Genomic DNA, 14,324 nt, shown 5'->3' with positions numbered 1-14,324 from the left:
ATATTCCTTTGGAGCATTAAGCAAGTATCCTTTTTGGCCGATGGAATATTCAGGAGAAAAAAATGTCGCTTGCGAGAAAGACCGGTGCCTATTCTGGATACAATGAGTACAAAGCGAACGAGATATCGACTGTCAGTCAGATCAAACTGATTGTGATGCTCTTTGACGGAGCCATTCGATTTTTGGGCATTGCAATGGACAATATGAATCCCCGCAAATATGATGTGGTAAACAATCATATCATCAAAGCCCAAGACATTATCACTGAATTATTATTATCTTTAAATATGGAAGAAGGCAAGGAAGTTGCGAACGGCCTTTTGTCTTTGTATATTTACCTCAAAAAACGTCTGTTAGAGGCAAATATGAAAAAAGACAAACAAATCGTCGAAGAATGTATTAAAATTCTGACGGAATTGAAAACATCCTGGGAAGAATTGGAAAAAAAAGAAGTTACTTCTCCTCAAAATTCCACCGTTCGACCCACCGGGATTTCCATTACCGGCTAATTTATAACAAGGACTTTGTTATTATGAATAGGAAGGCACCCGGCATTTCGTTCTACGAAAAAAAATACAAACTTCTCAGTTTGCTTTTCAGTAATCTCAGGGAAGAAGAAAAACTTCTTTCTTATGGGGATGCAGATTCTGCCGTAAAGTTGGAGTTTAAAAACGAATCCATTATCAGAAAACTGGAAACTTTGGATAGGGAAGCTTTTGAAGCCAATGATTCCTATCCTGCTTCGGAAGAAGAAATCGAATTTGCAGAGAAAGTTTTTCATCTATTGGATGAGGCTAGAAATACTCAATTGAGAGTGCAAAATCTTTTGGAAAAGGAAATGAATTCTGCCAAAAAAGAACTCTGGGAGTTTCGGGTAAAAAGAAAGTTGAAGAACCATTTTTTACAAAACTCCGGGCTTTCATGGACAAAGAATTACTGTTAGATGAGGCTCTTTCTTTTTTAGGGCTCAATCGGTTTTCCACTGAAGACGATCTAAAAGTAAACTACCATAAACTTGCCAAAAAGTATCATCCTGATACAGGCGAATTTACTTCAGAAGTTTTATTTCAAGAACTTCAAAAAAACTATGAATATCTGAAAAAGTATTTCGAATCGAACAAAAGTTTCGGGCAGATCTATGCTGAAAAAAAAAAGGATCTGGTTCGATCCGAAAAATCAAATCCGATTCCATCCGATCCTATTTTTGTAGTTTATAAAAAAGCAAAAGAAGAAGAAACCAAAGCAATCCTGAACTACTTCGAAAAAACAAAACTTTCTCCCTTGAATTTGGATGAAGCGAAAAATAATTCTCTCGTTGAATTGCGGGCTAAACTTGATCCTGTTTGTAAAATCTATCTTGACATTGTGAAAAATCATCCGAATAGTCTTTGGGTAAAAGATTCCAAATCTTCATTGGATAGGCTCAGCGTTTGGTGGAAACAGAATCCTTCTTAATAGAATCTTAATACACTCTCCTCGATTCTTAATTTATCTCCCGTTGACTTGAGTCCCTTTTTGTAGGAGAATTTTCAGTATGAATGATATTTCATACGTGTTTGTATTTTTCACTCTGTTACTTTTGGCGGCTCCCTTTACGGGGTATTATATGGCCTGGATCTTGGAATCAAAGTCGCTTCCGTCCGAAAGGCTGGTGTTTCGTTATCTGGGTTTGGAACATTTAGAAAATCAGAAGCCGAAAGAGTATTTGAAAAGTTTGATCGTATTTCATCTGATAGGTGGAATACTGTTGTTTTTAATTTTGAGTTTTCAGGACAAATTACCATTTAACTCGCTTAAACTTGCAGGTATGGATTGGGATCTTGCATTGAATACTACCATTTCATTTATTACAAATACGAATTGGCAGGCATATTCAGGTGAATCCCAATTGAGTTATTTTTCGCAAGCAGTCGGCCTTACTCCCCAGAATTTCCTAAGTGCGGGAGTAGGTATCTCCGTATTGGCATTTGCAGGAAGAGCCATATCCAGCACCACAAAACAAGAGTTTGGTAACTTTTGGCAGGATTTATATCGGTCTGTTTTTTTTATATTGCTTCCGCTTAGTTTCGTTTTGGCGATTCTGCTTGTCAGTCAGGGAGTGGTTCAATCTTTTGCCGATACCATTCAGACTATCGGATTTGACGGCAATCCCGTATCCATTCCGTTAGGTCCTGCTGCCTCGCAAGTTTCCATCAAACAATTGGGAACGAACGGTGGAGGATTTTTCGGAGTCAATAGTGCGCATCCTTTTGAGAACCCGACGCCTATTTCCAATTTCCTGGAATTGTTCTCCATCTTATTCCTTCCTGCGGCTTCGGTATTTTTATATGGAAAGGCAGTGGGATCTTTTCGTCATGCCTGGGTAGTGTTCTTTGTAATGCTGGCTCTGATACTTTTGGGATGGGCTGTAGTATTTCTTTCAGAAACGGGATCTGTCGGATTTTGGGAAGGAAAGGAAACCAGATTCAGTTTGACGGAATCGAGTTTATGGTTGTCGGCTACAAGCGCCGCATCAAACGGGTCCGTCAATTCCATGCACGATAGTTATTCTCCGTTAGCTGGCGGGGTGGGGCTTTTTCAGATTATGATTGGCGAGGTAATATTTGGTGGGGTAGGGGCCGGAATGTACGGGATGATTTTGTTTTTGGTATTAACCGTATTTCTATCAGGTCTTATGACCGGCAGGACACCCGAGTATTTGGGAAAAAAAATAGAAAGTTACGATATCAAGTGGGTGTTAGTTGGGATTCTTTCTCCTACCGTCTGTATTTTGATCGGATCGGCAGTCACCGTGATGATTGGTTCCGGTTATACGGCCACAGGACCTCATGCACTCTCTCAGGTATTATACGCTTTTTCTTCCGCTTCCGGAAACAACGGTTCTGCCTTTGCCGGTTTCGGTGCGGATACGATTTGGGGCAATCTTGCTTTGGGGGTTTGTATGTTAGTCGGTAGATTTTCAGTGATCGCCTCTGTAATTCTGCTTACCGGAAATATGGGAAGAAAAAAGACAACGGAAAAGGGGCTTGGAAGTTTCAGGACTGATTCATTATTATTCGGTGGACTTCTTATGGGAGTGATTTTGATCGTTGCCGGTTTGTCTTTTTTTCCGGTCCTATCACTCGGACCCATACTTGAACAAATCTTAATCTCCAATGGAAAATTATTTTAAAGGAATTTATGGAAAAATCAGGATTATTTATTTCAAAAGAATTATTCTTTCAATCTTTAATAGGCTCTTTTACAAAACTTTCCCCCGGAAAAGCCTTTTCTAATCCGGTAATGGCCTCGGTTTGGGTCGGAACCGTATTATTGTTGTTACAGATTATATATCATTCCTTTTTGGGGCGGTACATCCAATTTGATGTCACCATATTACTCTGGTTGATTCTAACTTTGGTCTTTGCCAATTTTGCGGAAGCACTTGCGGAAGGAAGAGGGAAAGCTAGAGCCGATAGTTTGAAAAAAACCAGATCTTCCGGTTCAGCGAAGAAAGTAAAATCTGAAAACGATAAAGAGTTTACTATTGTTAGCTCCTCTGAATTGAAGATAGGTGATTTGGTTTATGTGGAAGCGGGGGAAATGATCCCCGGAGACGGAGACGTAATCGTAGGTATCGCGAGTGTGGATGAATCTGCGATTACGGGAGAGTCGGCTCCGGTGATTCGGGAAAGCGGCGGGGATCGGTCTGCAGTAACAGGCGGCACGAAAGTTTTGTCAGACTTTCTCTATATCAAAATTACAGCAAGCGCGGGAGAGAGTTTTTTGGATAAAATGATTTCTCTTATTGAAGGAGCATCCAGAAATAAAACACCTAACGAAATCGCTTTAGGAATTTTACTCGCTTCTTTGACATTTTTATTCGGATTGGCCGTTCTCAGTTTGGTTCCAATTGCTGATTTTGTTTCCAAAGAAACAGGTTACCATTGGAATTTAAGTTTTTCCATCTGGCTTTCTTTGTTTGTCTGTTTGATTCCTACTACGATAGCGGCTTTACTCAGCGCCATCGGAATTTCAGGAATGGAAAGACTCATTCGATACAATGTTGTTGCGAAGAGCGGTAAAGCAGTGGAGGCAGCGGGTGATATCAATGTATTGTTATTAGACAAAACAGGAACAATCACTCTAGGCAATCGGGAAGCAAGAGCGTTTTACGCAGCACCGGGAGTTAGGGAGGAGGAGCTTGCAGACGCTTCCCAGTTGTCCTCCCTGTCGGATGAAACACCGGAAGGCAGATCGATTGTCATCCTCGCAAAACAGAAGTTTGCGATCAGAGAGAGAAATTTGCAAGATCTGGATGTTCGTTGGATTCCATTTAGTGCAACTACCAGAATGAGCGGTGTGGAAATTTATAATGATGGAAAACTAACAAAAAATATACGAAAAGGTTCTATCGACTCCATTCGGAAATTTGTGGAATCCAAGGATGGAACTATCCCTAAGGAAGTAACTGCGAAGTCCGAGGAGGTGGCGCGAAAGGGTTCCACTCCCATTCTTGTTGCAGACGGAAAAACCATACTAGGGTTAGTTGAATTAAAGGATATTGTCAAAGGTGGACTGAAAGAAAGATTTACCTACATGAGAAGGATGGGAATTCGGACAGTTATGATTACAGGGGATAATCCGTTGACTGCGGCGGCGATAGCCGCCGAGGCCGGTGTGGATGATTTTATTGCAGAAGCGACTCCTGAGAGGAAGCTTGAAAGGATCCGCGAGGAACAATCGAAAGGATACCTTGTGGCAATGATCGGAGACGGAACAAACGATGCTCCGGCATTGGCTCAGTCCGATGTAGGCGTTGCCATGAATACAGGAACTCAAACCGCGAGGGAAGCCGGCAATATGATTGATCTGGACAGTAACCCGAGTAAGTTGATTGAAATTGTTGAAATCGGAAAACAATTACTTATGACCAGAGGCGCTTTGACTACGTTTAGTATTGCCAATGACGTAGCAAAATATTTTGCCATTCTGCCTGCTTTGTTTTCCCCTTTGTCTCCTTTGAATGTTATGAGACTATCTTCACCTGAAAGTGCGGTCTTGTCTGCAGTAATATTCAATGCTTTGATCATTCCCGCCTTGATTCCGTTAGCTTTACGAGGTGTGAAGTATGAGCCGAAATCAGCTGATTCCGCATTGGCTAGAAATGTTTTTCTATATGGGGGCGGAGGTATTCTTCTGCCATTTTTAGGAATCAAACTGATTGATTTCATTTTAACAGGAGTATTTTAATGAGCCGTAACAATGCACAAAATGATTTGGGAATTGCAATTCGTTTTTTTATTATTTCTACTTTGGTTTTAGGATTTGTTTATCCGTTATCGATTACTGTGATCGGTTTGGAAATTTTTCCAGAGCTATCGAAAGGAAGCCTGATCAAAGATGAAAAAGGGGAAGTCAAGGGATCTTATCTCCTCGCGCAGAAGTGGGAGACAGGAATTTATTTCATTCCTCGTCCGAGTGCCGGAGATTATTCGGCTCTACCGTCCTTAGCGTCCCAACTTGCGCCTTCCAGTTTGGATTTACGCCGGAAAGTAGAAGAGAGAAAATTATTCCTTGAGTCAAAAGGAATAGATTGGAATCGGTGCCAGGAACTTTTATACGAGTCGGGAAGTGGAGTTGATCCTCATATCACGACCGACTGTGCCAGAGCTCAGATTGTCTATATAGCAAAAAACAGAAGTTTACTCGCCGTAGATTTGGAACTTGCAATTGATCGAATGAAGGAAAAATCTATTTTCGGAATCATGGGAAGGGAGAGAGTCAATGTTACATCACTTAATCTTTTCTTGGGGAGTTTGTGAAAACTAAAATGAAAAGCCCTGAAGATTACTTAGTTTTGGCCAAGCAAGATGAAAAGAATACATCAGGCAAATTAAAGGTTTTTTTTGGAATGTCTCCAGGTGTAGGTAAAACCTACGCTATGTTAAAGGAAGCACAAAGAATGAAAGACGAGGGTCAGCAGGCCCTTGTCGGAATCGTTGAAACGCATGGCCGGGTAGAAACGGAACAATTATTAAACGGGTTAGAAATTCTGCCTTTAAAAAAAATCAATTATCGAGGAAAGGAATGGAGTGAGCTGGATACCGAGACGATATTGAAACGAAAGCCCGAATTTGTCTTGGTAGATGAGCTAGCGCATACGAATATTCCCGGTTCCCTGCATAAAAAAAGATATCAAGATGTTTTTGAAATCTTGGAAGCCGGCATCCATGTTTTAACAACTGTAAATGTTCAGCATTTGGAAAGTCAGGTGAATTTAGTCGAAAAGACTCTGCTATCTCCCGTACAGGAAACAATTCCCGATTCTATTTTGCAAAGGGCAGACGAGCTAGTCCTAATCGATATTATCCCTGAGGAATTGTTGAAGAGACTAAAGGACGGAAAAGTTTATCTTCCGGACAAAATAGAATGGGCGAAGGAAAATTTCTTTAAAGAGGAAAATTTAACATACCTTCGCGAATTGTCTTTAAATTATACGGCCCGCTTTGTGGAGAAGAGATTGCCTCAAGGGAAAGAAAGTTTGCTTGTCGCAATCTCTGCAAGTCCAAGTTCCAAATCGCTGCTTCGGCAAGCGAAAAGACTAGCGATCGAAAGAAACAGCGAGTTAATTGCCATTTTTACGGAGTCTGAAGATGGTCTTGCTTCTGGAGACAAACAACAAATACGCTCCCATATCAATCTGGCAAAAGAATTAGGTGCTGAAGTAGTTCATTCTTATGAATCTGATCCTGTTTCGGGAATCATAAATACTGCCAGAGAAAAAAGAGTAAATCGAATTATGATCGGAAGGAATAGTGATTTTTATTGGTCTTCTTTTTTTAAAAAATCAATACCAAACAGATTGATCGGATTATTACAAGATGTGGAAATTATAGTTGTTCCTATAGAAAAAAAAGACAAAAGAAAGATCAGTCTTTGGAAATTATTGATTCCTTCTTCAAATATTAGAAGTTATCTAAGCGTTTCCTTATTGGTTGGTGTTTTGACTTTTGTAAATTCATTAGTATTTCCTTATATAGGATATTGGCCGATTTCCATCCTTTATTTATTTTTTGTAGCCTTGTCCGGAGTATTTTATACCAGAGGGCCGGTTTTAGTTGCCGCATTATTGTCTGCATTTTTATGGAACTATTTGTTTATTCCCCCGAGGTTTACTTTTTTCATTACTAAACTGGAAGATCTATTGATGTTTTTCGTTTTTATCATTATTGCTTTGGTAAACGGCAGTTTGACGGCAAAGTTGAAAAAAAATGAAATCAAATTAAGGTCCAGAGAAGAAAAATTATCGATATTGTATGAGTTGACCGCTTCGCTTTCTCAAACTTCTTTCGGCAATGAAATTTTAAAAGTAGGGGATTTGTTTTTCAAAAGACTTTTTCCATACCCGGTTCATATGCACTTATTTCATAATGGAAAGCTAAGTCCGGATATTCCAGATCCTAAAGAGTTAGCGGTTGCTTTGTGGGTGATAAAAAACGGAAAACCTGCCGGTCGATTTACCGATACATTACCGTTGACGGATAGCAGTTTTTATCCATTACTGTCTCCCGGCGGGACAACCGGTGTTATTACGATTCGAACCGATGAAGAACCTAGTTTGGAACAGGAAATATTATTAAACACGATTGCAAATCAGGTTTCCATTGCCTTGGAGAGAGACACTCTTTCGGAAGATGCAAGGAAAAATTATCTGTTAATCGAATCTGAAAAACTTTATAATCTGCTTTTTAATTCTTTGTCTCATGAATTGAAGACCCCTTTAACCGCAATTAATGGTTCTGCGACTGCTTTAATGGATCCTGAAATTGACGGCAATCAGGAAGCTAGAAAGGCTTTGGTTGAGGAAATTCAATCCAGTGCATTGATTTTAAACTTATTGCTTGGAAATCTTTTGGACATTAGCAGGATTGAGTCAGGTCATCTTGCTTTGAAGAAAGAAAAGGTATATCCAAATGAAATTATTTCAGACATAATATCTTATTTGGGTTCGTCGAAAGAAGAGCACCAAATCATTACGAATGTTGTAAGTCCGGAGATTTCTTTGATTTTAGATCGAACTTTCTTCGGTCATGCGATTTTCAATTTGGTTTATAATGCGTGTTTGTATACTCCCAGAGATTCCAAGATTATGATATCTGTTGAAATGAAAGAAGGGATGTCGGTTTGGAAAGTGGAAGATGAAGGAATGGGACTTCCTGAGGATTCTTCCGTGGTATTTCAGAAATTTTTTCGCGGAGAATCGACGGGAAAGATTGGGACTGGGCTCGGTTTGGCTATTACAAAATCCATTATAGAATTGCACGGTGGTAAGATCATCGCGGAAAATAGAAAAAAGGGTGGAGCTTGTTTTCAGATTGAAGTTCCTTTTCTATTAGATGTATAATTCTTATCCTTCAAAATCTGATTCTATTTTGATTGTGGATGATGATACTCGTATTCGAAAAATTCTCCGTATTGCTTTGGAAGCAAAAGGTTATCTTACTTTGGAAGCTGCTTCTAAAAAAGAAGCAATCGAGTTAATCGCTTTACAATCTCCTAAATTAGTTCTTTTGGATTTACAATTACCGGACGGATCGGGGGAAGATTTGATAAAGGAAGTCCGGCAATGGACGGAAATTCCAGTGATTGTCCTTTCCGTAATCAATCAAGATGAAGACAAGATCCGGCTATTGGATAGCGGAGCGGATGATTATGTTACTAAACCTTTTTCCATGGGGGAACTGTTAGCCCGTATGAGAACGGCCTTACGTCGTATCCCAGATGAAGAATCGCAATTACCTTGGCAAGATGGAAACCTTAAAGTCGATATTGCGAATCACCAAATAATGAAAAATGATAATGTTATTCGTCTGACGCCAACCGAGTTTCAATTATTGGCCTTTTTTATCAAAAATTCCGGTAAAATTTTAACATATGAAATACTAATTAAAGTTATATGGGGAGATAATGCTCAAAACGAAATGAATTCTTTGCGAGTGCATGTTGCACAATTGAGGAAAAAGATAGAAAATAATCCGAGCGAGCCTGAATGGCTATTTACAGAGCCAGGTATTGGGTATCGATGGATATAGTCGGGTAACTTGGATTTTATCAGGAATCTGCACAGTGTTTGATCTGGATTGTGTAGGTTGGGATAGGGGGGCGGTCGTTTTTTCTTAGGCATTGATGGGATTCGAGTGACTGGAAGGATGTGGTACCTCTTACAATACCAAACGCACGCATCACCCCCAACCAACCAAGCTCTTCCCATTCTAGCATCAGTACAAGTAACCTGCTCCTCGAAACCCCGAGGGCTTGTGCCATAATGTCCATTTCCACCAAATCTCTGTCATGGATTCTACAGCTTATTTTTTTCAAGGCTTGGCCGGGAGCTTGATAAGATCGAGTTACCTTATTTCGAGTCTTAGGAATCAAACCTTGGTAAATAGGAAATGCAGACCCTTCTAAGAGGCTTCGGACTAACCCTGAGAAAGAACTCCCCCTCAGTTTTGATTGTTTTCGATTTGTGATCAATTCTTCAGGGACCAGGAAAGAAGTATTTATATTTTTGATATAACGAAATTGGTAAGTGACAGTTTCGGTATTTTCTTCAGAAAATTTTTTCCACCTAAATCCTTGGTAAGTAAATTCACGAAAACCAATAATTGAATTCTCATCTCTCATAAACGATGAGGTCTGCTTTTAATGACTTTGGTTTATTTTTTTGTTCGATTTTCAGTGCTTTGAATTTAAAAATTCACTCAATTTTGAGGTCTCGTCGGCAAATTCAATGGATGCTATTTTCCCTTGGTCGAGAAAAATAAGAGTCACAAAGCCTTTTTTCCGCGGAATGGCTGATCCTGTATTTTCTTCACGGATGAGATGTATGGTATAGGAATAAGATCTCATTTTTGGGAGTGCTACGAATTTCGTAATCAAACCGGGCATTCTATGGATATCGGAAACCAGTATAGATTCAGACTGATTCAGAAGGGAATCGCCATCCTTTTCCAAAACACTATGTACAATTTTACTCGCATCCATGTCGGATACAAAAATGACTCTCTTGGTTTTTAAAGCGATAGTAGCTTCTTTTTCAAATTGGTTTGTAAATTTGATTTTTGGAAACGGATCTCCTTTCCGAAGCCAGGCTTCATCTTCCGCATAGAGTTGAGTTATTAGAAAAAGAATCAAAAGAGAAAGGATCGCTGAGGAAGGGATTTTATTACTGCGGAGAACTTGCATTTATTTAAGATTTGCCAATCGTTTAAAAAATACAAGGTTTAAGTAGGCCACAGTTTTTGCGTTTCACGGCAAAAACTGGACCAACATTTCGAACAATCAAAACTAAGGGCTAGGTGTGCCTTCAGTTCCTCCGATCAAACCAAGTGAAATTTCTGGAATCCAACTTACAAGCATAAGCCCCACTAAAAACAAAGCAACGATCGGCGCAACAGATTGAATTACCTTACCTAATGGTTGTTTGAAAATACCGGACGCAACAAAAAGATTCACTCCTACAGGTGGTGTCAGATAACCAATCTCTAAGTTTACAATCATAATAATTCCAAAGTGAACAGGATTGATTCCATAATTGACTGCCATCGGTGCAAGGAGCGGCGCCAATACCAAAATCGCACTCATGATATCCATAAACATTCCAACGATCAAAAGCAAAATATTCACTCCGATCAGGAATGTTACAGGGCTTGAAATCAAGCCTGACATGGTCGCAACTAAGTTTTGAGGAATTTCATTTTCGATCATAAACTTGTTCAAGCTTACTGCCAAAATTAAGATTAGAAATAAAATCCCAAGCATTTCGGCGCTTTCCGCCATAATCTTCGGAATTTTTGGAATTTCCAATTCCTTGTGAACAAAAACCTCTACCAAAATAGCGTAAAACACTGCTATGGCGGCAGATTCTGTCGCAGTAAAGAAACCGGAATAAATTCCTCCCAAAATAACAGCAGGCATCATAAGAGCCAGAGTTCCTTCTTTCCATGCAAGCTTGATATCTGACCAAATCCACTTGCCTCGTTTCACTGTTTTGCCTGCACGAATGATCGAGTAGAGCATAAGTAAAGACATAAGTAAAATCCCCGGACCAATCCCCGCGATAAACAAATCAGTTACGGAAACTCCCACCATAATCGCATAAACGATCATAGGAATACTCGGTGGAATGATGATCCCCAATGTTCCTCCTGAAGCAAGAAGTCCCATGGAAAAATTAGTCGGATAACCTGCCTTAGTTAACGAAGGATACATCAGGCCACCAATTGCGATCAATGTCACAGGTGAGGAACCGGAGATCGCCGCAAAAATCCCACAAGAGAAAACTGCCGCAATGGCAAGTCCACCCGGAATCGGAGCGGTCATCGTTTCCGCAATTCGAATCAAACGACGTGCAATACTTCCATGAGTCATTAGATTTCCAGCGATGATAAAAAGAGGAATCGCAAGTAAGATCTCTTTGTCTCCGGCAAAAAACAAGTCACCGATTACGCTATTTAATTCTTTGAAAGATTCAAGCGGAGGTTCCGGAAGGAAGTAATAACAATATAAGGTAATGGCACCCATAAGTACGATGAGAGGTTGTCTGAGAAATATCAGTCCAACGAGTAGTGCAAGAATTCCCCAAGAACCCATTATTTATCCCCCCTGATTTCCGTGTCTGAAAGTTTCCACTGCTCTTTTTCTGCAGCTTCCAATGCTTCTGTCGCTTCATTTACATCACTCGGGGTAAGTTTTGGAAAGATTGCATAAGCAAGATGACGAAGTCCCATAGAAGTAAAAACATAAGGGAAAATCAATTGAACTTTCCATAAAGAAATTTCTGTTACCGGATTGACTTCATCCAATTCAATACTTTCTAAAACATAGATGATAGAAAGAAAAGATAGGAACAGAAAAAATAAGGAAATGGTAAATTGTTCCGCAATTTTAACATATGGAATCAATTTTTTAGGTAATGCTTTATCTGCAATTTCAGGTCGAAGGTGGGACCCTTTAGCACTTGCTAAAGCAGAACCGAACAAGCCACCCCAAAGCATAAAATAAAGGGAAAGTTTTTGTGCCCAAACGATTCCGCCGCGACCCAGCCATTCCAATGTTCCTTGGAGTCCCGAATGAATGGAACCGCTGATGTACACGGACCAATCCCCTAAAATTCCGGCCACACTTGTATTCGGATAAGCATCCAAAATTGCCATAAGCCAGTTGAATATTTTATCAACTGCCTCACGTTTTGCGACATCGGCAATCATTAGGAGAGTGAGTAGGAGAAAACAAATTCCCCCCGCCCATTTCTCGCCGAAGCTAAGATAATTAAGTATTTTTTCTACGACTTTCATCGAGATTCTCCGCGCCTTGAAGGTTTATATTTTTTTAGTTACCGCAAGCTGCTTTTGCTTTTTGGATTTTGTCGTAGATTTGTTTTGACTGCCCGCCGATTTTACCAACTATTTGGTTTGCAACCGTATTGGCAGTCGCTTTGAAGCTAGCTAATTCGGAGGAACTTGGTTCATACACTTGAACATCAGCTTTCTTCAAAGTAGCAATCATGTTTTTTTCAATGGCACGCACTGCAACTCTCGCACTTGGAGCCAAACCGTTTCCTTCACCCATTAAAATTTTCCTTTGGTCGTCATTCAAAGTATCCCAGAATTTTTTAGAATAAACGATTGCAGCCGGTTGATAGATATGGCGGGTCAAACTAAAAAATTTGATCGCTGTTTGCCATTCTGCAGCAAGAGTAAAAAGAGGAGTGTTGTCAAAACCTTCCACAACGCCTGTTTGGAGAGAAGGAAGAACTTCCGGGATAGCAATCGGGATCCCGCTTACACCTAACGCTTTCCAGTATGCAATATGAACAGGTGATTCTTGGATTCGGATTTTGACCCCTTTCAAATCGTCGGGAGTTTTTACCAGTTTTGATTTTGTTCCGATACTTCTATATCCGTTTTCGGCCCATGTAACGAAGATTAAACCTTTTGATTCGAATAATTTTCTAAAATCTTCCTGTAAATGGTCATCCAAAACGCAGTCAGCTTGCGAGTAACTATTGAATAAATAAGGAATTTCAAGTACGTTCAATTCTTTGATCGTATTGGCGAGTGCTCCGGCTGTAAGACCGGCACCTTGCAGTTTTCCACGAATCACTTGTTGGAGAATTTCATTTTCCCCGCCCATCTGTCCGCCCGGATAAACTTTAATTTTGATTTGTCCGCCGGATTCGGAATCGATTTTTTTCTTAATTTTAGCAAGCTCGTTTGTCCAAGGAGAACCTTCCGGAGCAACAGTTGCTAGTTTAACAGTGGTGGTTTGAGCTGAAATTGCCCCAGCAGTTGCTAAGGTAATGACAGCACATAAAACGGATGTAATTACGTGCTTTTTGATCATTTGGTTTTCCTAATAATATTTGATTAGAGTTCGTCGAGAAGTTTTTTAGCTTTTCTTTGTTCTACGATTTGTTCCGGTTCAATCTCAGGAAGAGATTTAGGATTTCCTTTTAGAACAAAATTGAGTTGGTTTTGAAATTTTGTTTCATCCCCTTTCAGCAAACTTTCCGAATAAAGAACTCTCACTGCAAAATAATTAGGGTGTTTTTTAATCGCTTCTTCAAAAAGTTTTGCCCCGAGTTTTTTGTCTCCTGTAGGAGAAAGAGCATTACTAGTTGCTTCGTAACGAAGAGTAGCGGAATAAAAATATTCTTTCGAAGGAAGTTGTTTTTCCAATTCCTTCACTCTGTTAACCATCGCGGAGAACTTGCTTCGGTTTGCGAGAAGGGTAGTGAATCCTACAAGTCTCGACCATTTTCCGAGAGATGCATATCTCCAATATAGGGAATCAATATCATCAACCGTTAAAGTATCCAGAGCTTTCTCCGGTTCAACCCCTTCCGTGAGTTTCTTTCTGAATGCAGGGTTCATTGCAAGTCCCGCCTCACACCAGTTTACTGCTGCATCATAAAATTTAACGGATTCTTCCTTAACGGCAGCATCTGAATCTTCCCCAGTCAGTTTAAGCCATAAGTGTCCGTCGCCCATAAGGTAGTTTCCAGTGCAAAGCATTACCTTAACATCTGTATATTGAGGATTTTCGTTTGCGAATTTTTCCAGTAAAACAAGAGCTTGGCGAAGGTCTGCCTCATTTTGTCTGTTCTTCCATAACTTTTCAATGTCGGCTGGAAGTTTTGCTGCAGTTTTAGAGCGTTCTACCGCTTCGCCGGAAATTTTAACTTGTCTAGATTTTCCGCAAGCTACCACACTTAGCACTAGTAAAGATGCTATTAGTAAATTTGACCATCTGTTGGTTTGAATCATTGTCTCATCATCCTC

The 14,324-nt window shown here is 40.0% G+C and carries 14 protein-coding genes; 8 read left to right on the top strand and 6 right to left on the bottom strand.

Going from position 1 to position 14,324, the window contains the following annotated elements; all coding sequences use genetic code 11:
- Positions 1-62 precede the first annotated feature (62 nt).
- The 8 genes from fliS (at position 63) to EHS11_RS04030 (ending at position 9,074) form a co-directional block, all read left to right on the top strand.
- Positions 63-509, top strand: coding sequence for a flagellar export chaperone FliS (fliS, locus tag EHS11_RS04065; RefSeq protein ID WP_135763141.1), 447 nt, complete (start codon positions 63-65; stop codon positions 507-509).
- Between the two features lie 23 nt (positions 510-532).
- On the top strand, positions 533-943 hold the full coding sequence (locus tag EHS11_RS04060; RefSeq protein ID WP_135763140.1) for a flagellar protein FlgN: 411 nt from the start codon (positions 533-535) through the stop codon (positions 941-943).
- Complete coding sequence (locus tag EHS11_RS04055; RefSeq protein ID WP_135763139.1) at positions 922-1,455, top strand: J domain-containing protein; 534 nt, start codon at positions 922-924, stop codon at positions 1,453-1,455. Before EHS11_RS04060 ends, EHS11_RS04055 begins: the two co-directional genes overlap by 22 nt.
- Before the next feature lie 79 nt (positions 1,456-1,534).
- Complete coding sequence (gene kdpA, locus EHS11_RS04050) at positions 1,535-3,172, top strand: potassium-transporting ATPase subunit KdpA (protein ID WP_135763138.1); 1,638 nt, start codon at positions 1,535-1,537, stop codon at positions 3,170-3,172.
- A gap of 8 nt (positions 3,173-3,180) precedes the next feature.
- A complete protein-coding gene (kdpB, locus tag EHS11_RS04045; RefSeq protein ID WP_135763137.1) occupies positions 3,181-5,232 on the top strand; it encodes a potassium-transporting ATPase subunit KdpB in 2,052 nt (683 codons plus the stop codon).
- Positions 5,232-5,804, top strand: coding sequence for a potassium-transporting ATPase subunit C (locus tag EHS11_RS04040; protein WP_135763136.1), 573 nt, complete (start codon positions 5,232-5,234; stop codon positions 5,802-5,804). The genes kdpB and EHS11_RS04040 overlap by 1 nt, the downstream gene beginning before the upstream one ends.
- An 8-nt stretch (positions 5,805-5,812) precedes the next feature.
- Positions 5,813-8,386 carry a sensor histidine kinase gene (locus EHS11_RS04035; protein ID WP_135763135.1) on the top strand — a complete coding sequence of 858 codons (2,574 nt, stop codon included), beginning with the start codon at positions 5,813-5,815 and terminating at the stop codon, positions 8,384-8,386.
- Positions 8,379-9,074 carry a response regulator gene (locus tag EHS11_RS04030; protein ID WP_135763134.1) on the top strand — a complete coding sequence of 232 codons (696 nt, stop codon included), beginning with the start codon at positions 8,379-8,381 and terminating at the stop codon, positions 9,072-9,074. Before EHS11_RS04035 ends, EHS11_RS04030 begins: the two co-directional genes overlap by 8 nt.
- A gap of 19 nt (positions 9,075-9,093) precedes the next feature.
- On the opposite strand, the gene EHS11_RS04025 is transcribed toward EHS11_RS04030, so the two are convergent.
- From EHS11_RS04025 to EHS11_RS04000, 6 genes are all read right to left on the bottom strand, one after another.
- On the bottom strand, positions 9,094-9,666 hold the full coding sequence (locus EHS11_RS04025) for a DUF1564 family protein (RefSeq protein WP_135763133.1): 573 nt from the start codon (positions 9,664-9,666) through the stop codon (positions 9,094-9,096).
- Between the two features lie 51 nt (positions 9,667-9,717).
- Complete coding sequence (locus EHS11_RS04020) at positions 9,718-10,227, bottom strand: hypothetical protein (RefSeq protein ID WP_135763132.1); 510 nt, start codon at positions 10,225-10,227, stop codon at positions 9,718-9,720.
- Between the two features lie 102 nt (positions 10,228-10,329).
- Complete coding sequence (locus tag EHS11_RS04015; RefSeq protein WP_135763131.1) at positions 10,330-11,634, bottom strand: TRAP transporter large permease; 1,305 nt, start codon at positions 11,632-11,634, stop codon at positions 10,330-10,332.
- Positions 11,634-12,338, bottom strand: coding sequence for a TRAP transporter small permease (locus EHS11_RS04010; RefSeq protein WP_135763130.1), 705 nt, complete (start codon positions 12,336-12,338; stop codon positions 11,634-11,636). The genes EHS11_RS04015 and EHS11_RS04010 overlap by 1 nt, the downstream gene beginning before the upstream one ends.
- Before the next feature lie 34 nt (positions 12,339-12,372).
- Positions 12,373-13,386, bottom strand: a complete 1,014-nt coding sequence (gene dctP / locus EHS11_RS04005; RefSeq protein WP_135763129.1) for a TRAP transporter substrate-binding protein DctP — start codon at positions 13,384-13,386, stop codon at positions 12,373-12,375.
- A gap of 23 nt (positions 13,387-13,409) precedes the next feature.
- The gene (locus tag EHS11_RS04000; RefSeq protein ID WP_135763128.1) at positions 13,410-14,309 is read right to left on the bottom strand and encodes a TRAP transporter TatT component family protein; all 900 of its coding nucleotides are present in this window, start codon (positions 14,307-14,309) and stop codon (positions 13,410-13,412) included.
- Positions 14,310-14,324 lie beyond the last annotated feature (15 nt).

The organism is Leptospira ilyithenensis (assembly GCF_004771005.1).
Classification (GTDB): domain Bacteria; phylum Spirochaetota; class Leptospiria; order Leptospirales; family Leptospiraceae; genus Leptospira_A; species Leptospira_A ilyithenensis.
Note: the sequence above shows the minus strand (reverse complement) of the source record. Positions and strands in the feature narration are given on the sequence as shown.